Source organism: Streptomyces sp. Go-475 (genome assembly GCF_003330845.1).
Classification (GTDB): Bacteria; Actinomycetota; Actinomycetes; order Streptomycetales; family Streptomycetaceae; genus Streptomyces.
Map to the genome: position 1 here is coordinate 1,620,338 of NZ_CP026121.1, position 17,968 is coordinate 1,638,305.

Annotated in this window: 16 protein-coding genes; 11 read left to right on the forward strand and 5 right to left on the reverse strand. The window is 73.1% G+C overall.

What is annotated here, in order from left to right; all coding sequences use genetic code 11:
* The first annotated feature begins 38 nt into the window (after positions 1 to 38).
* Positions 39 to 1,184: a type ISP restriction/modification enzyme gene (locus C1703_RS07375; RefSeq protein ID WP_114251135.1), complete on the forward strand. Its 1,146-nt coding sequence runs from the start codon at positions 39 to 41 to the stop codon at positions 1,182 to 1,184.
* Here C1703_RS07375 and C1703_RS07380 read toward each other — a convergent pair.
* Entirely contained in the window at positions 1,181 to 1,906 is a 726-nt protein-coding gene (locus tag C1703_RS07380) for a TetR/AcrR family transcriptional regulator (RefSeq protein WP_114251136.1), read from the reverse strand. The genes C1703_RS07375 and C1703_RS07380 overlap by 4 nt on opposite strands.
* Before the next feature lie 63 nt (positions 1,907 to 1,969).
* Here C1703_RS07380 and C1703_RS07385 point away from each other — a divergent pair, with 63 nt between their 5' ends.
* Complete coding sequence (locus tag C1703_RS07385) at positions 1,970 to 2,926, forward strand: ATP-binding cassette domain-containing protein (protein WP_114251137.1); 957 nt, start codon at positions 1,970 to 1,972, stop codon at positions 2,924 to 2,926.
* Positions 2,923 to 3,705: an ABC transporter permease gene (locus C1703_RS07390; protein WP_114251138.1), complete on the forward strand. Its 783-nt coding sequence runs from the start codon at positions 2,923 to 2,925 to the stop codon at positions 3,703 to 3,705. The genes C1703_RS07385 and C1703_RS07390 overlap by 4 nt, the downstream gene beginning before the upstream one ends.
* Positions 3,706 to 3,887: 182 nt before the next feature.
* Here the strand turns inward: C1703_RS07390 and C1703_RS07395 are convergent, their stop codons facing one another.
* The 3 genes from C1703_RS07395 to C1703_RS07405 all read right to left on the reverse strand — a co-directional run bounded on the left by C1703_RS07395 (position 3,888) and on the right by C1703_RS07405 (position 5,638).
* The gene (locus C1703_RS07395) at positions 3,888 to 4,154 is read right to left on the reverse strand and encodes a hypothetical protein (RefSeq protein ID WP_114251139.1); all 267 of its coding nucleotides are present in this window, start codon (positions 4,152 to 4,154) and stop codon (positions 3,888 to 3,890) included.
* A 126-nt stretch (positions 4,155 to 4,280) separates the two neighbouring features.
* Positions 4,281 to 5,099 carry an anti-sigma factor gene (locus tag C1703_RS07400; protein ID WP_114251140.1) on the reverse strand — a complete coding sequence of 273 codons (819 nt, stop codon included), beginning with the start codon at positions 5,097 to 5,099 and terminating at the stop codon, positions 4,281 to 4,283.
* Positions 5,096 to 5,638, reverse strand: coding sequence for a sigma-70 family RNA polymerase sigma factor (locus C1703_RS07405; RefSeq protein WP_114251141.1), 543 nt, complete (start codon positions 5,636 to 5,638; stop codon positions 5,096 to 5,098). Before C1703_RS07405 ends, C1703_RS07400 begins: the two co-directional genes overlap by 4 nt.
* A gap of 226 nt (positions 5,639 to 5,864) precedes the next feature.
* On the opposite strand from C1703_RS07405, the gene C1703_RS07410 reads away from it, so the two are divergent.
* The 4 genes from C1703_RS07410 to C1703_RS07425 all read left to right on the forward strand — a co-directional run bounded on the left by C1703_RS07410 (position 5,865) and on the right by C1703_RS07425 (position 12,500).
* Complete coding sequence (locus C1703_RS07410) at positions 5,865 to 7,397, forward strand: DUF4331 domain-containing protein (RefSeq protein ID WP_114251142.1); 1,533 nt, start codon at positions 5,865 to 5,867, stop codon at positions 7,395 to 7,397.
* A gap of 102 nt (positions 7,398 to 7,499) precedes the next feature.
* Positions 7,500 to 9,176, forward strand: a complete 1,677-nt coding sequence (locus tag C1703_RS07415; protein WP_114251143.1) for a tetratricopeptide repeat protein — start codon at positions 7,500 to 7,502, stop codon at positions 9,174 to 9,176.
* Positions 9,173 to 10,756, forward strand: coding sequence for a nickel transporter (locus C1703_RS07420; RefSeq protein ID WP_114251144.1), 1,584 nt, complete (start codon positions 9,173 to 9,175; stop codon positions 10,754 to 10,756). Before C1703_RS07415 ends, C1703_RS07420 begins: the two co-directional genes overlap by 4 nt.
* A 79-nt stretch (positions 10,757 to 10,835) precedes the next feature.
* Positions 10,836 to 12,500, forward strand: coding sequence for a serine/threonine-protein kinase (locus C1703_RS07425; protein WP_232840425.1), 1,665 nt, complete (start codon positions 10,836 to 10,838; stop codon positions 12,498 to 12,500).
* A gap of 4 nt (positions 12,501 to 12,504) precedes the next feature.
* Here the strand turns inward: C1703_RS07425 and C1703_RS07430 are convergent, their stop codons facing one another.
* Positions 12,505 to 13,311: an SGNH/GDSL hydrolase family protein gene (locus tag C1703_RS07430; protein ID WP_114251146.1), complete on the reverse strand. Its 807-nt coding sequence runs from the start codon at positions 13,309 to 13,311 to the stop codon at positions 12,505 to 12,507.
* Between the two features lie 338 nt (positions 13,312 to 13,649).
* On the opposite strand from C1703_RS07430, the gene C1703_RS07435 reads away from it, so the two are divergent.
* The 4 genes from C1703_RS07435 (at position 13,650) to C1703_RS07450 (ending at position 17,926) form a co-directional block, all read left to right on the forward strand.
* Positions 13,650 to 14,855 (forward strand): S8 family peptidase, encoded by a 1,206-nt coding sequence (locus tag C1703_RS07435; protein ID WP_114251147.1) that lies wholly within the window; start codon positions 13,650 to 13,652, stop codon positions 14,853 to 14,855.
* A gap of 470 nt (positions 14,856 to 15,325) precedes the next feature.
* On the forward strand, positions 15,326 to 16,147 hold the full coding sequence (locus C1703_RS07440; RefSeq protein WP_114251148.1) for a glycosyltransferase family 2 protein: 822 nt from the start codon (positions 15,326 to 15,328) through the stop codon (positions 16,145 to 16,147).
* Positions 16,144 to 17,133, forward strand: coding sequence for a glycosyltransferase family 2 protein (locus C1703_RS07445; RefSeq protein ID WP_114251149.1), 990 nt, complete (start codon positions 16,144 to 16,146; stop codon positions 17,131 to 17,133). The genes C1703_RS07440 and C1703_RS07445 overlap by 4 nt, the downstream gene beginning before the upstream one ends.
* Before the next feature lie 22 nt (positions 17,134 to 17,155).
* The gene (locus C1703_RS07450) at positions 17,156 to 17,926 is read left to right on the forward strand and encodes a polysaccharide deacetylase family protein (RefSeq protein WP_114257328.1); all 771 of its coding nucleotides are present in this window, start codon (positions 17,156 to 17,158) and stop codon (positions 17,924 to 17,926) included.
* Positions 17,927 to 17,968: the final 42 nt, after the last annotated feature.

The following is a 17,968-nucleotide window of genomic DNA, read 5'->3' on the forward strand; positions in this document are numbered from 1 at the left end:
TTCCCCGCGCCCCTACGGGGTGCTGGACACGTCGTACGATGCGGGGCGTGACGCACGACGACGCTCCGCTGCTGGCGGACCTCATGCCGTGGTCCGTCGCACCGCCGCGGCTCGGCCGGGGCTGGCCGGCGGGCCCCGACGCGGCGTCCCTGAAGGCCCGCTGGGACGCCTTGGTGAAGGCCGAGGGGCCCGACCGCGAGACGCTGTTCGAGCCGAGCCGCTCCCGCACGCTGCACACGGCGGTCGGCCAGCTGCCGGGCCGGGCCGACAGCGGTACGGAGAAGCTGGTGCGCGCCTCGGGCCCGTGTCCGGAGCCGGTGCGCGTGCTGCTCGCGCCCTTCGACGAGCAGTGGCTCATCCCCGACCAGCGGCTGATCGACGCGGCCCGCCCGGAGCTGTGGCGCGTGGCGGACGAGCGGCAGGCCTTCCTGGTGGAAGCGCCCGACGCCCTCCTCGTCACCTCGCTGCTCCCGCTGCTCCGCCCCGGCCGCGTCCGCCCCCTCTTCCGACGCCCGGGCGGCCGCGAACCGAACTTCGCCCCCGGCCTGCTGGAGCACCTGGGCGCCCGCCTGGGCGGCACGCCCGCCCCGCTGGACGTGCTCGCCTGGATCACGGCCTCGGCCCGCCCGGACCTCACCGTCCCGCTGACCGGGGACGCCGACGAGTGGGAACGGGGCCTGGAGCTGGGGCACCGGATGCTGTGGCTGATGCGCCGCGACGGCGAGCGCCCGAAGCTCCCCGGCGGCCGCCGCCCCTACGTCCGCGCCCCGCTGCCCTCCCGGCCGCTGACCCTGCGCTACGACCGGGACGAGGAGGCCCTGCTGCTGGACGAGGGCCGCATCTCCCCGGTGCCGCCGGAGGCCTGGGACTTCGAGGTGGGCGGGGTCCGCGTCCTGGAGCAGTGGTTCACCGCACGCGTCGCCGATGCCGAGCCGGGCACCCTGGCGGCGATCCGCCCGACCGTCTGGCCGCAGGCCTGGACGTCGGAACTGCTGGAGCTCGTCACGGTCCTGGCGCTCCTGGCCGAACTGCGCCCCCTGGACGACCTGGCGCTCCCCGACCCGGTCACCACCGCCGAGCTGACCGAGGCGCGCGTCCTCCCAGTACCGGCGACGGCCCGCCGCCCGGCCTCGGTCCTGGACGGCCCCGAGGAGGGCCCGGAGGGGCAACTAGCGCTGCTCTAGGGCCTCTTGCGGAAGTCCGGGTCGAAGGCGTCCATGACCCGTTCGAGCGCCCGCCGGAACACCGCCTCCAGATCGACCGGACCGGTCTGCTCCATGAAGGCCGCGGCCAGTCGCGGATACGCGCCGGTGGCCACCTGGCTGCCCAGATAGGCCATGCGGACCGCGTTCTCCTCCGCGACGGACCACGGCATGGAGCGGGTGCGCTCGACGGTCGCGATGTCGTTCGCGGTGTAGGTCGTCACCACGCCGTTGAGCAGCGCGATCAGCTCCGTCTTCGCGCCGCCCGCGACGTCCAGCGGTTCGAGGCAGGCCAGGCAGTGCTCCAGGTACCGCAGCGTGTTGGGGCCGAAGCCGTGCACCCCCGCCATCAGGCGGGGCACCCAGGTGTGGCGGTACATGATGGCGCGCGTCTCCTCCGCGTTGCGGAGCATGTCGGCGCGCCAGTCGCCGGTGGGTTCGAACAGCTCGTGCTCGGCACCGACGGCGTCGATCATCAGCTCGTACAGGTCCTCCTTGCGGGGGACGTAGTTGTAGAGCGACATCGTGCCGCAGCCCAGTTCGGCGGCGACGTGCCGCATGGACACCCCGTCCAGGCCCCGCTCGTCCGCGATCCGCACGGCCGCCGCCGCGATGCCGGCGCGGGTGAACGCCGGTTTCGGCCCACGGCCGGTGCGCTCGGGGCGCGCCCAGATCACTTCGGGTACGGCAGCTCGGCCCGCCATCGATCATCACCTCGGCCACCATCCTAGTTACGTACAGCGTACGTAGTGCGCTATGGTCATGCCATGACTTCTACGTACGCTGTACTTAGTGAAGGTCTCGAAAAGCGGTTCGGGGAGGTCCGCGCCCTGCGCGGGCTGGATCTGGCGGTCGCCGAGGGGACGGTGTGCGGGGTCCTCGGGCCCAACGGGGCGGGGAAGACCACGGCCGTGCGGCTGCTGACCACGCTGCTGCGGCCGGACGCGGGCTCCGCCCGGGTCGCCGGGCACGACCTGGTCCGCGAGGCCGCCGCCGTGCGCGGCCGGATCGGCGTCACCGGTCAGGACACCTCGATCGACGGGGACCTCACCGGCCGGCAGAACCTCCACCTGTTCGGCCGGCTGCACCGGGTGCGCGGACCGGCAGGCCGGACCGCCGAGCTCCTCGACCGCTTCGGGCTGACGGAGGCCGCCGACCGGCCCGCCTCCACCTACTCCGGCGGCATGCGCCGCCGCCTGGACCTCGCGGCGAGCCTGATCCGCCGCCCCGACGTGCTGTTCCTGGACGAGCCGACGACCGGACTCGACCCGGCCAGCCGCAACCTGGTCTGGGACGTGGTGCGCGGCCTGACCGCCGAGGGCACGACCGTGCTGCTCACCACCCAGTACCTGGAGGAGGCCGACCGACTCGCCGACGACATCGCCCTGGTGGACCGGGGCCGGGTCGCGCACACCGGGTCGCCGGCGCAGCTCAAGGCGCTGGTCGGGGCGCACGCCGAGGTCGTCGTGCCGGATGCGGACGTGCTCACGGAGGCGGCGGCCGTGCTCGACCGGCTCACGGGCGGGCAGCCGTCGTTCGACCGGGAGCGCAACGCCGTCGCCGTGGTCAGCAAGGACCCGACGCTCACCCTGCCGCTGCTGGTGCGCGCCCTGGACACGGCGGGCGTGCCGCTGCTCGACGCGAGCCTGCGGCCCCCGACCCTCGACGACGTGTTCCTGCGCCTCACCGAGAACACCGACACAGTGAAGGAGCGTGCCGCATGAGCATGCTGGCGTACGACGGGACCGCGATGCTGGGCCGCCAGCTGCTGCGCATACGGAACAACCCCGGGCTGCTGATCCTCACCCAGACGATGCCGATCAGCATGCTGCTGTTCTTCGGCTACGTCTTCGGCAGCGCGCTGGCGATGCCGGGCGAGGCCTACCGCTCGTTCCTCGTGCCGGGTCTGCTGGTGGCGACCGCGTCGGGCGGGATCATGACCGGCATGTTCCAGGCCGCCCAGGACACCCACCGGGGCGTGGCGAGCCGCTTCCGTACGCTGCCGATGAGCCGGGCGGCCGTACCGCTCGGGCAGGCCGCGGCGGACCTGGTGGTCACGGCGGCCGGGACGGTGCCGTTCCTGCTGGTGGGGCTCGCGGTGGGCTGGCGGGTCGAGGGCGGCGCGTTCCAAGCGGTGGCGGCCTTCGGGCTGTTGCTGCTGTTCCGCTTCGCGTGCACCTGGGCCGGGATCTACCTCGGCCTGCTCACCCGGAACGAGGAGGCGGCCGGTCAGCTCGGCGGAGCCACCTTCCTGCTGCCGCTGCTGTCCAGCGCGTACATCCCGACGAGCGGGCTGCCGGGATGGCTGCGGGCGGTCGCCGAGTGGAATCCGATCAGCGCGGTGACGACGGCCCTGCGGGACCTCTTCGGCAACGCGCCGGTGCCGGAAGGGGCGGCCTGGCCGGTGGCCCACCCCGTGGCGGGGTCACTGCTGTGGTGCGCGGTGCTGCTCGGGGTGTTCGTGCCGCTGGCGGTGCGCCAGTACGCGCACGGGGAGCGGTGAACGGGCGGTTCGGGCACCGGGGCCGCGCGGAGCCCCCGGTCACTGCCGGGCGGGGATGAGGCAGCCGACAGGGGGCGTACCGCGCTCGGGAACACACCTGGCGCCGCTGCGTGCCGCGGGGATGACGGACGACGAGTGCGCAGCGTGCGCGGGGGGCGGTGCGACCGCCCGAGCGCGGGCCCCTACCTGCTGCCGAACAGCGAGCGGCGCAGTCGGCGCAGCGGTGCGAAGAGCGAGACGCGGCGCACGCGCGCTCCCCTGCCGCTGCGGTCCTGCGGCCGGCGCGCGGTCAGTTCGCGCATCAGCGAGGTCGCCTCGACCGTCTCCCGCTGCGGGACGGCAGGGCCCGCCAGCACCGAGAGGTGGCGGTCGAGGCGCGAACTGGTCGCGCTGCTCCCGCAGGTGATCGCAGGGACCCTGGCCCTGCTGCGCACTGTTATCTGTTCCATGTCACTCCCCACCCGTACGAGTCCACCCGGCCCGGGCAGGTTAACCCTATCGCCCCGTCCGAGCACACGTGTATCGCGGTCACAGGATTCACCTTCCCCATAAGGGGGTTGACGATGTATCTCCGATCACTCTCCGAATCCAACAGATTTCAGGGCGAGTTGGACGATCGGCTGCGTAGTGGGCCGCGGCGATCCGCCCGCGGGCTCGACGGTCACGGCCAGTGACGTCGCGGAGGTGCCGAGACCGGTCGCGACCAGCGGCGTGTCGCCCTCGAAGAGGCCCAGGGAGCGTGGTTGCGCGCCCGGGCGCATGAGCCACAACTGGTGCACGCGGCCGCCCGGCGGGGCACCGTATCCGCCGAGGGTGACCACCGCGCTCCCCTCCGTGGCGGAAGCGATCACTCCGATGGTGCGGCCCCGCCCGTCCCGGCCGCTGCTCGCGCGGGCGTCCGGAGCTGAGAGAACGTGGGCGATCTCACGCGACCGGTCGCGTTCGGCGGCCAGTTCGTCCTGGGCGCGGTTCGCCTGCACGGCGAACAGGGAGGCGACGACGAGGGCCGCGGCGGCGGTGGCCGTGGCGAAGGGCACGAACAGCGGGATCCGGCGCCGCTGCCGCTGCCGGGGCGGCGGCTGGGTGCCCCACACGTGCGGCGGCAGCTGCGTCGCACGCGCGCGTGCCGGCGCCCGGGCGGTGTCCTGAGGCGCGGGGTCCTGCGGGGTCGTCCGTACGGCGGCCATGACCCGGTCGCGCAGGGCGGCCGGGGCCGGGGCGGCGGCCGACCAGGCGAGCCGGACGGCGTCCTCGGACAGGGCGCGCACCTCGGCGGCGCAGCGGTCGCAGCCCTTCAGGTGCTTCTCGAAGCGGACCCGTTCCAGGGGGTCGAGGGCGTCGAGCGCGTAGGGCGCGGCGAGCGAGTGGAGGTCCTCGCGGCGGAAGAGGCTCATGCCACGCCTCCGAGGCAGTCGCGCATCCGGGTCAGCCCGTCGCGCATCCGCGTCTTGACGGTGCCCAGCGGCAGGGAGAGCCGCTCGGCCACCTCACGGTACGTGTAGCCCTCGTAGTAGGCGAGCGTGACCGACTGGCGCTGCAGGACCGTGAGCCGGTCCAGGCAGCGGCGCACCAGCTCACGTTCCAGACCGGCCTCGACCTCCTCGGTGACCTGGTCGAAGGCCGGCTGGTTCGCGCGGAGCGCCTCGCGCTGCTCGCGCTCCCCGGCCGCGCGGGCGCTGCGCACCCGGTCGACGGCGCGGCGGTGGGCGAGGGTGAGGATCCAGGACATCGCGCTGCCGCGCCCCGGGTCGAACTTCGCGGCGGACCGCCACAGTTCGAGCAGCACCTCCTGAGCCACCTCCTCCGACTGGGCGGGGTCGCGCACCACACGCCGTACGAGCCCGAACACCGGGCCGGACACCAGTCCGTACAGATCCTCGAACGCCCTCTGGTCCCCGCTCGCCACGAGCAGCAGCAGTTCGTCCGCCTCCACTCGGTCCCCCTCTCCGAGGCCGCACCGGGCCTGTCCCCTCACGCGAGGCATTCGCAACACACACACCTCCGGAGGGGGTTACGGATCAGCGCGCCGAAAACGCGGGTCGCCGGAGATGAAACAACCTTTCAAACGCGCCGTAAGAACGTTTGAGATTCGACCAATCCGCTTCGCCGACCGCTCCGAAGGGTGTGTGTCAGGCAAGTTGGCACGGAGGACGGACGGCATGACACCTATCTCCAGGACCGGTGCGGGACGCGGGAGCATCGCGACCGCGATCTGTGGTGCGCTGGCCGCCGGCGGGCTCACCGCCGCCGGTGTGACCGCGCTGGCACCTGAGGCGGCCTCCGCCTCCAGTCACCGGGAGGCCCCGCTGATCTCGGGGACCCCGCAGTACGACAACACGGACGTGTACGCGTTCGTCAGCCCGGACAAGCCGGACACGACGACCATCATCGCGAACTGGATCCCGTTCGAGGAGCCCGCGGGCGGGCCGAACTTCTTCACGTTCGCCGAGGACGCCCAGTACGACCTGCGCGTCGACAGCAACGGCGACGCGAAGGAAGACCTGCTGTTCCGGTACACCTTCAAGACGCACACGAAGAACGACAAGACGTTCCTGTACAACACGGGTCCCGTCGAGAGCCTCGACGACCCCGACCTCAACATCACGCAGACGTACGACCTCGAACTGATCAAGCTGCGCGACCTCAAGGCGGTGTCGAAGACCAAGGTCGCCGACGACGTGCCGGTGGCGCCGTCGAACGTCGGCAAGGCGTCGATGCCCGATTACGACACCCTGCGCAAGCAGGCGATCCACAAGCTCGCCGGGGGTGCCCAGACGTTCGCCGGGCAGGCCGACGACCCGTTCTTCCTGGACCTGCGCGTCTTCGACCTGCTCTACGGCGGGAACCTCTCCGAGGTCGGCAACGACACGCTCAAGGGCTACAACGTCAACACGATCGCCCTGCAGGTCCCCAACAGCTTCCTCACCGAGTCGCACGAGCAGCCGGTCATCGGCATCTGGTCGACGACGCAGCGCAAGAACGCCCAGGGCTACTTCGCGCAGGTCTCGCGCCTCGGCAACCCGCTGGTCAACGAGGTCGTCAACCCGCTGAAGGACAAGGACACCTTCAACGCGTCCGCGCCCCGGGACGACGCCCAGTTCCTGAAGAACGTCACCAACCCGGAGCTGCCGAAGCTCATCGAGGCGATCTACAAGATCCCGGCGCCGGACGAGCCGCGCAACGACCTGGTGGACGTCTTCCTCAAGGGCGTCAAGGACCTCAACCAGCCGCCGCACGTCACGCCGTCGGAGCAGCTGCGCCTCAACACCTCGATCAAGCCGGCCGCGAAGCCCAAGCGGCTCGGTGTCCTCGACGGCGACAACGCCGGTTTCCCGAACGGCCGCCGGCTCACCGACGACGTGATCGACGCCTCGCTGCAGGTCGTCGAGGGTGAGCTGCTGGGCGCCAAGAACGACCTGGGCGATGCGGTCGACAAGAACGACAAGGACTTCGAGAAGTCCTTCCCGTACGTCGCGCTGCCGACGGAGGGTTCGCGCGGTCCGCTCGCCAAGGGCGTGGACGGCGGCAACGACGTCCGCAGCCAGTTGGGCGACGCGCTCCAGCCGGCGAACGCGCAGGGCTCGGACGACATGCGGCTGATCGCCGCGTCCGCCGGGGCCGGGGCGGGCGGCATCGTCCTGATCGGCGCGGCCCTGATGTGGTGGCGCCGCATGCGGAACCGGGCGTACTGACCCGTTCCGCTCCCCTGGCCGGCGCGGCCCGTTCCCACCATCCCCCACGGCACGGGCCGCGCCTCCCCCTCCCGCACCAGCACCCCCGACCGAGGAGAGGTCATGCCTCCGCGTACGACCGACAGCACACCGGAGAGGCGCGACGACCGCCCGCAGCCGACGGAACCGGAGGGCGGAGCCCTTACGGAGGGCGAGTCCCTTTCGGAGGCCGGGTCGCGTACAGACGGCGGGTCTCGTACGGAGGGCGAGTCGCGTACGGACGGCGAGTCCCCTGCGGGGGCGGAGGCGGTCGAAGGTGGCGACTCCGGCGCGGGGAGCGAGCCGCACGGCGGCATCGACCCCACCGACGCCGATGCCGCCGGCGGCGACGCTGATGCCGACGCCGCCGACGTCGACCGGCGCGTGGCCGCGATGCGGCGGGCCGCCGACGGGGGACGGCGTTGGCGGGCGGCTCATCTGGCCGGGTGTGCCGCGCTGCTGGCGGTCGCGCTGACCGGCGGTGCCGTCGCCTTCGGGGGTGCGGGGGACGGCGGTGCGGGCGCCGGTGCCCAGGCCGTGTCCGCCGCCGGGGCGCTGTCGCCCGGCGATCTCGCCCGGGGTGATCTCGCCGCCGGGATCGCGTCCCTCCAGCGGCACCTGCGTGCCCAGCCGAGGGATCACGGCAGTTGGGCCACCCTCGGGGTCGCCTACGTCGAGCAGGCCCGGACGAACGGCGACCCCTCACGCTACCCGCAGGCGGAGCGCGCGCTGCGGCGGTCCCTTTCCCTGAAGCCCGGCAACGACCAGGCCCTCGCCGGCCGTGCCGCCCTGGCCGCCGCACGGCACGACTTCCCGGGCGCCCTGGAGTACGCCGACCGGGCCCTGAAGCAGAACCCCTACAACGAACGCGCCCTGTGCACCCGTATCGACGCCCTCGTCGAACTCGGCCGGTACGACGACGCCGCCGAGGCCGCCGACACCGCGGACGACCGGCGCCCCGGCGTGCCCGTCTTCACGCGGTACGCGTACGTGCGCGAACTGCGCGGCGACGTCCGCACGGCACGCGAGGTGCTGGAGCGCGCCCTGGGCTCCGCCCACGCGCCCGCCGACATCGCGTACGTCGCCACCGCCCTAGGCCAACTCGCCTGGAACCAGGGCGAGTACCGGACAGCCCTCGACCACTACGCCCGCGCCCTCGCCGCCGACGACGGCTACCTGCCCGCCCTGGAGGGCCGCGCCCGCGCCCAGGCCGCGAGCGGCGACCGGGCGGCGGCCGTCAAGGGGCTGGAGCAGGTCGTCGCCCGCTTCCCGCTGCCCGGCCCGCTCGTCGCGCTCGGCGAGCTGTACGAGGACCGCGGCGCCGGCGGCGACCGGGCGAGGGCCGGCGACCAGTACGCCCTGGTGGACGCCTGGACGTCCCTCGCCCGCGCGGGCGGCGTCAACGCCGACCTGGACACGGCGATGGCCGCCGCCGACCACGGCGACAAGAAGGCGGCCCTGCGCGCCGCCCGCGCCGAGTGGGAGCGCCGGCACAGCGTGCACACCGCCGACGCCCTCGCCTGGGCGCTGCACGTCAACGGCCGCGACGCGGAAGCCCTGCCGTACGCCCGCCGGGCCACGGCCACCGGCTACCGCAACGCCGCCTTCCTCTACCACCGCGGCATCATCGAACGCGCCGCCGGCGACGAGCGCGCCGCCCGCGACCACCTCAAGGCCGCGCTCGACCTGAACCCCGGCTTCTCGCCCCTCGGCGCGCGCGAGGCCCGTACCGCACTCAAGGACCTGGAGGGGAACCGGTGACCCCGCGCCGGCTGTTCGCGTCCGGTGCCGCCGTCCTCACGGCCGCCTGCGCGCTCACCCTGCTGCCCGCCGCCACGGCGAGCGCCCACCCGCTGGGCAACTTCACCGTCAACCGCTACGACGGACTGGTCGCCACCCCCGGCGAACTCCGCGTCCACCACGTCGAGGACCTCGCCGAGATCCCGGCGACGCAGGCGAAACCGGAGATCGAGCGGCTGGGCATCGCCCTGTGGGCCCGGGAGCGGTGCGCCGCGGCCGCCCAGGACAGCCGGGTCACCGTCGACGGCCGGGCCGCCCGCCTCACCGCCGAGCGCAGCCACGCACGCGTGCGGCCCGGGCAGGCGGGGCTGGACACCCTCCGCGTGGAGTGCGAGCTGACCGCTCCGCTCCCGGCGGACCGGGAGAGCGTGTCCCTCGGCTTCCGCGGCGCGGGCGCCTCCTCGGGCCCGGGCTGGCGGGAGATCACGGCGCGGGGCGACCGTATGACGCTCACCGCGTCGGACGTACCGCGGAAGTCGATGTCCGGCGAACTGACCGCATACCCGGAGGAGTTGCTGTCCTCCCCCGCCGACACGGCGTCCGCCGCGCTGCGCGTGCGCCCCGGCGGACCGGCCCTGGCCGACGAGGAGTCGGACGCCCCCGCCGCCTCGGTGCTGCCGCGCGGTGCCGATCGCTGGACGCGGGCCCTGGACGAGCTGGTCGCCCGGCACGACCTCACGGCCGGTTTCGCCGCTCTGGCCCTGCTCATCGCCGTCGTCCTCGGCGCGATGCACGCGCTCGCCCCGGGCCACGGCAAGACCATCATGGCCGCGACGGCGGCGGCCCGGGGCGGCCAGGCCCGGATGAAGGACGTCCTGCCCATGGCCGCCTCGGTGACGGTCACCCACACCCTGGGCGTGGTCGCCCTCGGCCTGCTGGTCACGGCCGGTTCGGCGGCGGCCCCCTCGGTGATCGCCTGGCTCGGCGTCGCCAGCGGGATCCTGGTGACCCTGGCCGGCGCGAGCCTGCTGCGCCGCGCCCTGCGCAATCGCACACACCCGCACCGGCACGGTCATACGCACGACCACGACCACGACCACCACCACAGCCATGACCATGACCACGGGCATGACCATGACCACGGGCATGATCACGACCACGCGCACGGTCACGGTCACGGTCACGACCACAGCCACCCCCACCCCCACACCATCGAGCACACCCATGGCGGGTTCACCCACTCCCACCCCGTCGCCCCCACCCTCCGCGGCACGATCCTCATGGGCTTCGCGGGCGGGCTCGTGCCCAGCCCGTCCGCCGTGGTGGTGCTCGTCGGCGCCGCGGCCCTCGGACAGGCCTGGTTCGGTCTGCTGCTCGTCGTCGCGTACGGCGTCGGGCTGGCGCTCACCCTCACGGCCGCCGGGTACGCCGTCGTCAAGGCGGGCAGCGGCATGACCCGGCTCCTGGACCGGCGCCCCCGCTGGACGGCGGGCCCGATGGCGGCCCTGGTGCGCCGGACCGCCCCGCTCGGCTCGGCCTTCGCCGTCGTCGTCCTCGGGGCCGGACTCGTGTTCAAGGGGGCGGCATCCGCGCTGGGCTGAGTTACGTTCGTGAGGAAATCCGACGTCCTGGGGAAAACAGACCTCATGGAGATTCCGCCCGGCTGCGAATGGGGGCGCCGTGTCCGAAGAACCGGGCCATGAGCGGGTGATCGCGGGCCGCTACCGGCTCCTGGCACCGCTCGGCGAGGGCGGCATGGGGACGGTGTGGCGCGCCCGGGACGAGGTGCTGCACCGCGAGGTCGCCGTCAAGGAGGTGCGCGCCCCGGCCGGGCTGGGGGGCGACGACGTGCGGCGCATGTACGCCCGGCTGGAGCGGGAGGCGTGGGCCGCGGCCCGGGTCGCCAACCGCAACGTGGTCACGGTCTACGACGTGGCGACGGACGAGGGCCGGCCGTGGATCGTCATGGAGCTGGTCCGCGGCCTGTCCCTGGCCGAGGTCCTGGACGCCGAGGGACCGATGGCACCGCAGCGGGCCGCGCACATCGGCGCGGAGGTGCTGGCCGCGCTGCGGGCGGCGCACGAGGCCGGGGTGCTGCACCGGGACGTGAAGCCGGCCAACGTGCTGATCGCGAACGACGGCCGGATCGTGCTCACCGACTTCGGGATCGCCATGGTCGAGGGCAGCTCCGCGCTGACCATGACCGGCGAGGTCATCGGCTCGCCCGAGTTCCTCGCCCCGGAGCGGGCGCTCGGCCGCACGCCCGGCCCGGAGTCGGACCTGTGGTCGCTCGGGGTGCTGCTCTACGCGGCGGTGGAGGGCCACTCCCCGTTCCGCCATGACACCCCGCTGAGCACACTGCGCGCGATCGTCGACGAGGAACTGCCGCCGCCGTACCGGGCCGGCCCGCTCGCCCCGGTCATCGAGGGGCTGCTGCGCAAGGACCCCGAGCAGCGACTGCCGGCCGAGCGGGCCGAGCAGGAGCTGCGGGTCGTCGCGGCGGGCGGCTCGCCCCGCGCGGACACGGCACGGGCGGTGCCGTACCCGCCGACCGTGATGGCCCACCCGGAGCCCGCCCCCACGCCCCCGATGCCGTTCCCGGGCCGGCCGACGGCCTCCGGCTCCGGGGCGACGACGGCGACCGGCCGGGACACGGCCACCGGTCAGCACCGCGACCGCCGGGCCGGCCGGGTGCTGGTCGCGGGCGTGGCCGCGCTGGCGCTGGCGGTGGCCGGGCTGACGTACGCGCTGCTGAACAACGGGGGCGGCGACGGCAACGGCGACCAGGGCGCCGGGGTGGGCACGCCCACCGAGACGAAGAGCCCGCCGCGGAGCACCGGGAGCGGGAAGTCGAGCCCCTCCCCTACGCCGAGCGAGAGCGAGAGCGAGGCAAGCAGTCCGCCGCCGCAGTCGGTGCGGGTGGCCCTGGACGGCACGCGCACGGACTACTCGGGCCCGTGCCCGCCGCAGAGCGCGCGGGCGCCGCGGTTCACGGCCACGTTCACGGTGGGGCGGCTGCCGGCCGAGGTGCGCTACCGCTGGGTGACGCAGGACGGCTCGGTGCTCGACGGCGGCTGGAAGACGCTGTCGTTCCCGGAGGGCGGCGGCCGGACGAAGCAGGACGCGGTGACCGTGACGACGGACGCGGAGAGCGGGACGTTCGAGAACGAGATCGGCGTGGAGGTGCGGGAGCCGGTGCGCACGACGTCCGACTCGGTGCCGTTCTCGATCACCTGTGAGACGGAGACCCCGACGGGCGGGGCCTCCCCTTCTGCTTCGGACGCGGAGTCGGACCAGGGTTCGGACCCGGGTTCCGACACGGAGTCGGACCAGGACTCCGGCTGAGCGGTCAGTCGTTGGCGTTGAGCACGGGCAGGTAGCCGCCCGACTGTCCGGGCGCCTTCGGGTGGTAGGACTCGCCGATGTTGAGCCAGTTGACGCTGTGCAGCCAGGAGTCGCCGGAGCAGATCTCGTGGCCGGTGAAGGCGCCGCGCACGTCGCCGAAGGTGAAGCCGTGGTTCGCGGCGCGCTTGGCGATGGCGGTGTTGAGGTGGTCGGAGGCGTCGTTGATGGCCTTGCGCTTGGTCTCGGAGAGGCCGAGGCAGGTGGTGCCGAGCTGGTAGAAGCGGGGGTAGCCGAGCACGACGACGCGGGCGGCCGGCGCCTTGGAGCGGATCGCCGCGTACACGCTGTCGAGCTTGCCGGGCAGTGTGGAGTCGACGTACGCCCGGGCGGTGTTGATGCGGGAGACGCAGGCGCTGTCGGACTGGGTCACACAGGTCGTCATGACGTCGGCGAACCCGGCGTCGTTGCCTCCGACGCTGACGGAGACGAGGGCGGTGGCGGCGCTGAGCGGGGCGAGCTGTCCGGACAGAACATCACCCGTTCGGGCGCCGGAGCAGGCCGTGAAGTCGAAGGTCGAGGGTGAGTGGGCGGCGGCCCAGAGGTAGGGGTAGGCCTTCGTGCTGCGCTTGCAGTCGCCGCTGGAACTGATGTAGCTGCCGGCGCCCACTCCGGAGGAGTAGGAGTCACCGAGCGCCACATAGCCGCCAGTTGCGGCGAGTGAGGACGCCTGCGCCGTGGCTGCCCCGGTGAGGGCGGTGCCGACGGCGAGGAGGAGTGAGCTCACGAGGACGACAAATCGGGAACGTCTCATGGAACCTCCCTTTAGCAGGATCTCTGCCACAACCGTCGTAGCAGCTACGCGTGTTGACAGGAAGTGTCCATGCCAAGTCTTTTCGGCCCTTTCCGGGATGCTCACGGCGCGTTCACCGCACGTCGTGTTACGCGTTCGGCACTCGTTGTTACGCGGACATGACAGATTTGTTGACTAGTGCTCAGCTCTCTTGTTCTACGCCGGTAGATGGTCGACGCTTTACTCCGGCCGCGAGCGGAACGCGACGCTCCCGGTCCGTGTGCGCGAGCACGCGCACACCCCCCACATGACGCGCGCCCCACCCAGGCGCGCGCCGCCTAGAGGAGGACTCCCTCGTAATGGCACAACTGCGTAGCAAGAGACTCGGGTTCGCCGCGGTCACCCTGTCGGCGACCGCCGCCCTCGTGGGCGGCCTCACCGCCCTCCCCGCCCAGGCCGCCCCCGCCGAGGGCCGGGTGCTCGCCGCGGACTCCCCGGCCGCCGTCAAGGACAGCTACATCGTCACGCTCAAGAAGAGCGCGGGCCTGAAGGCGTCCTCGGCCGCGGGCAAGGACCTCGTGGAGGAGTACGGCGGCACGGTCAAGAGGACGTTCGGCAAGGCGCTGAACGGCTACTCCGCCGCCCTCTCCGCCACCGAGGCCCGGCGGCTCGCCGCCGACCCGGCGGTGGCCTCCGTCGAGCAGGACCAGCGCGTCACGCTCGCCGCCACCCAGACCAACGCCCCCTGGGGCCTGGACCGCATCGACCAGGCCTCGCTCCCGCTCTCCGGCACCTACACCTACCCGGACAGCGCGGGCAGTGGTGTCACGGTCTATGTGATCGACACCGGTGTGCGCATCACCCACCAGCAGATCAGCGGTCGGGCCGCGCACGGCTACGACGCCGTCGACGGCGACACCAACGCCTCCGACGGCAACGGCCACGGCACCCATGTGGCCACCACCATCGCGGGCTCGACCTACGGCGTCGCCAAGAAGGCGAAGATCGTGGGCGTGCGGGTGCTGAACAACAGCGGCTCCGGCACCACGGCGGGCGTGATCGCGGGCGTCGACTGGGTGACGAAGAACCACTCGGGCCCCTCGGTCGCCAACATGTCGCTCGGCGGCGGCGCCTCCGCCGCCCTGGACACGGCGGTCCGCAACTCCATAGCCAGCGGCGTCACCTACGCCGTCGCCGCGGGCAACAGCAGCACCAGCGCCTCCTCGTCCTCCCCGGCCCGGGTCGCCGAGGCGATCACGGTGGGCGCCACCACCAGCACGGACGCCAAGGCGAGCTACTCCAACTACGGCTCGGCCCTGGACATCTTCGCGCCCGGCTCCTCCATCACGGCCGGCTGGCACACCAGCGACACCGCCACCAACACCATCTCCGGCACCTCGATGGCGACCCCGCACGTCGCGGGCGCCGCGGCGGTCTACCTGGCGGGCCACACCTCCTCCACCCCGGCCCAGGTCGCCTCGGCCCTGGTCGGCGGCGCCGTCACCGGCAAGGTCACGAGCGCGGGTTCGGGTTCGCCGAACCGGCTGCTGCAGCTCGTACCGTAAGCACGAACATCTGAACGGTCGTTCCCCGGCAGGCGTGACGCGCCCGCCGGGGAACGGCGTTTATGTGACGGGAACCTTTCAACTTGCGCCCCACAAAGCACCTCCCGCAACGACCAAACCAACAAAAACGTGAGGGGCCGTTCCAGGTCTTGCCATACGGGTTCAATCGTCAATACCGTCATACATCTCACCCGCATCGGTCCGTCAGTACGCGGCTCTAGGGGAGGGCTCAAGGACCGCGACGTACCGGCGCGGGGCGCGGTAGGGGGGTGCCGTGCTCGGTGACCGCAACTGTCTCCGGGCCGTGCCGCGCGGTCGGCTGCCGTTTTCCGGGCCGGCCAGCTTTGCCAGCTCACCCGGCGTGCCGAAGGTCCATCTCGGCGTGCCCCGGGTGAGAACCCCCCTTTCGAACCGGACTGGATCCGGACTGCCCTGGGGGGGCGGTCCACCGGACGAGAGGGCCCCGACTCATGAGCTCAGTTCTGCAGCCGGCCGTGACGGACGAACGTCCGCCGACCGCGGCGAAGTACCGGCCCGTCTCCTCTCACCTGGCGATAGCGCCGCCGGTGAGCGTGGTCATCCCGGCCATGAACGAGGCGGAGAACCTTCCGTACGTCTTCAAGACCCTGCCCGACTGGATCCACGAAGTGGTCCTGGTCGACGGCAACTCCACCGACGACACCGTCCGGGTGGCCCGCGAGCTGTGGCCCGGGGTCAAGGTCGTCGAGCAGCGCGGCAAGGGCAAGGGCGACGCCCTGATCACCGGCTTCCAGGCCTGCACCGGCGACATCATCGTGATGGTCGACGCGGACGGCTCGGCCGACGGCAACGAGATCGTGTCGTACGTCTCCGCGCTGGTCTCCGGCGCGGACTTCGCCAAGGGCTCCCGCTTCGCCAACGGCGGCGGCACCGACGACATGACGTTCATCCGCAAGATGGGCAACTGGGCGCTGTGCACGGTCGTCAACCGCAAGTTCGGCGCCCGCTACACCGACCTGTGCTACGGCTACAACGCCTTCTGGCGGCACTGCCTCGACAAGATCGACCTGGACTGCACGGGCTTCGAGGTCGAGACCCTGATGAACATCCGGGTCGTCAAGGCCGGGCTGAAGGTGCAGGAGATCCCGAGCCACGAGTACCTGCGCATCCACGGCACGAGCAACCTGCGGGCCGTGCGGGACGGGCTGCGCGTGCTGCGGGTGATCCTCCAGGAGCGCTCCAACCGCCGGGCGCTGCGCCGCCGTCCGGAGCGGTCGCCGATGCTCGACGCCGTCCGGGGAGAGGTGCGTTGAGCGGTCCCGACGTCTCCGTCGTGATCTGCGCGTACACCGAGGACCGCTGGGAGGACATCCTCGCGGCGGTCTCCTCGGTGCGGGCGCAGTCCCGGCCGGCCCTGGAGACGCTGCTGGTCGTCGACCACAACCAGGCCCTGCTGGACCGGCTCGGCAAGGAGTACAAGGAAGCCGGCGACGTGCGGGTGCTCGCCAACGCGGGCCCCCGCGGCCTGTCCGCCGGCCGCAACACCGGCATCGCCGCCGCGCGCGGCGAGATCGTGGCGTTCCTCGACGACGACGCCGTGGCCGAGCGCGACTGGCTGCGGCACTTCGCCGAGGCGTACGAGGACCCTCGGGTGCTGGCGGTCGGCGGGCGCACGGTGCCGGTCTGGGCCTCGGGGCGGCGGCCCGACTGGTTCCCGGAGGAGTTCGACTGGGTGGTGGGCTGCACCTACCGGGGCCTGCCGGGCGGCCGGGTCCGGGTGCGCAACGTGCTCGGCGGCAACGCCTCGTTCCGGCGCAGCGCCTTCGACGCGGCGGGCGGCTTCGCCACCGGCATCGGCCGGGACGGCGACAAACGCCCGCTGGGCTGCGAGGAGACGGAGCTGTGCATCCGCCTCAGCCGCGCCCGGCCCGACGCGGTGCTGCTCATCGACGACCGCGCGGTCATCCACCACCGGGTGCCCGAGGCCCGCGAGCACTTCCGCTACTTCCGCACGCGCGCGTACGCCGAGGGCCTCTCCAAGGCGCTGGTGGCCCGGAGCGTCGGCGCCGACAAGGGCCTGGAGTCCGAGCGCCGGTACGCGACCCGGGTGCTGCCGGCCGGGGTGGCCCGGGGGCTGCGGGACGCCCTGCTGGCCCGGCCCGGGGGCGCGGGCCGGGCGGGCGCGATCGTGGCCGGGGTGCTGACGGCGGCGGGCGGATACGTCGTCGGCAGCGTCCGGGCCCGCCGGGGCGGGACGACGTTCCAGGTGCCGGCGGTAGGGGAGGCGGCCCGTGAGTGACGACACCCGCGTACCGATCCTGATGTACCACGCGGTCGCGACCGACCCGAACGAGGCGACCCGGGCGCTGTCCGTGACCCCGGAGGCGTTCGCCGGGCAGATGGCGGTGCTCGCGGACCGGGGCATGACCCCGCTCACCACGGCCGACCTCGCGGCCCGCTGGCGCTCCGGCCGCCCGCTGCCCGACCGGCCGGTGCTCATCACCTTCGACGACGGCTACGAGGGCGTGCACCGGCACGCCCTGCCCGCCCTCGCCAAGCACGGCTTCCCGGCCACCCTGTTCGTCTCGACCGGGTGGCTGAGGGGCCCGTACGACACCGGGGGCGGCCTGGACACCATGCTCGACTGGGACCAGGTGCGCGAACTCGCGGCGGCGGGCGTCGAGATCGGCGGGCACAGCCACAGCCACCCGCAGCTCGACCAGGTCTCCGAGGCCACCCTGCGGTTCGAGCTGATCCACTGCAAGGAGATCGTCGCGGACCAACTGGGCACCGTACCGGCCTCGTTCGCCTACCCGTACGGCTACTCCAGCCGCCGGGTGCGGCAGGCGGTGCGCGAGACGGGGTACACCCAGGCCCTCGCCGTGGGCAACGCCCTCGCGCGCCGGGCGCAGGGGCCGTACGCCCTGCGGCGCGTGACGGTGCGCCGCGGCACGGGCATCGACGAGTTCGAGCGGGTGATCGAGGGCCGGGCGATCGCCCGTACGTTCGCCGGTGACCGCGCCCTGACCAAGGGGTACGCCGTGGTCCGCAGGGCGCGCCAGGCACGCCGGCTGGTGTCCCCCGGCGGCTGACCCGCGTCCGGGAACACGCCGCGTGCACCGGGAAACCGGGTG

What these genes read in the sequence shown, in the direction of transcription:
- C1703_RS07450 (WP_114257328.1), top strand. Translation starts at nt 17,156, where the DNA reads ATGTACCACGCGGTCGCGACCGACCCGAACGAGGCGACCCGGGCGCTG.
- C1703_RS07415 (WP_114251143.1), top strand. Translation starts at nt 7,500, where the DNA reads ATGCCTCCGCGTACGACCGACAGCACACCGGAGAGGCGCGACGACCGC.
- C1703_RS07390 (WP_114251138.1), top strand. Translation starts at nt 2,923, where the DNA reads ATGAGCATGCTGGCGTACGACGGGACCGCGATGCTGGGCCGCCAGCTG.
- C1703_RS07385 (WP_114251137.1), top strand. Translation starts at nt 1,970, where the DNA reads ATGACTTCTACGTACGCTGTACTTAGTGAAGGTCTCGAAAAGCGGTTC.
- C1703_RS07410 (WP_114251142.1), top strand. Translation starts at nt 5,865, where the DNA reads ATGACACCTATCTCCAGGACCGGTGCGGGACGCGGGAGCATCGCGACC.
- C1703_RS07440 (WP_114251148.1), top strand. Translation starts at nt 15,326, where the DNA reads ATGAGCTCAGTTCTGCAGCCGGCCGTGACGGACGAACGTCCGCCGACC.
- C1703_RS07400 (WP_114251140.1), bottom strand. Translation starts at nt 5,099, where the DNA reads ATGAGCCTCTTCCGCCGCGAGGACCTCCACTCGCTCGCCGCGCCCTAC.
- C1703_RS07430 (WP_114251146.1), bottom strand. Translation starts at nt 13,311, where the DNA reads ATGAGACGTTCCCGATTTGTCGTCCTCGTGAGCTCACTCCTCCTCGCC.
- C1703_RS07395 (WP_114251139.1), bottom strand. Translation starts at nt 4,154, where the DNA reads ATGGAACAGATAACAGTGCGCAGCAGGGCCAGGGTCCCTGCGATCACC.
- C1703_RS07435 (WP_114251147.1), top strand. Translation starts at nt 13,650, where the DNA reads ATGGCACAACTGCGTAGCAAGAGACTCGGGTTCGCCGCGGTCACCCTG.
- C1703_RS07375 (WP_114251135.1), top strand. Translation starts at nt 39, where the DNA reads ATGCGGGGCGTGACGCACGACGACGCTCCGCTGCTGGCGGACCTCATG.
- C1703_RS07380 (WP_114251136.1), bottom strand. Translation starts at nt 1,906, where the DNA reads ATGGCGGGCCGAGCTGCCGTACCCGAAGTGATCTGGGCGCGCCCCGAG.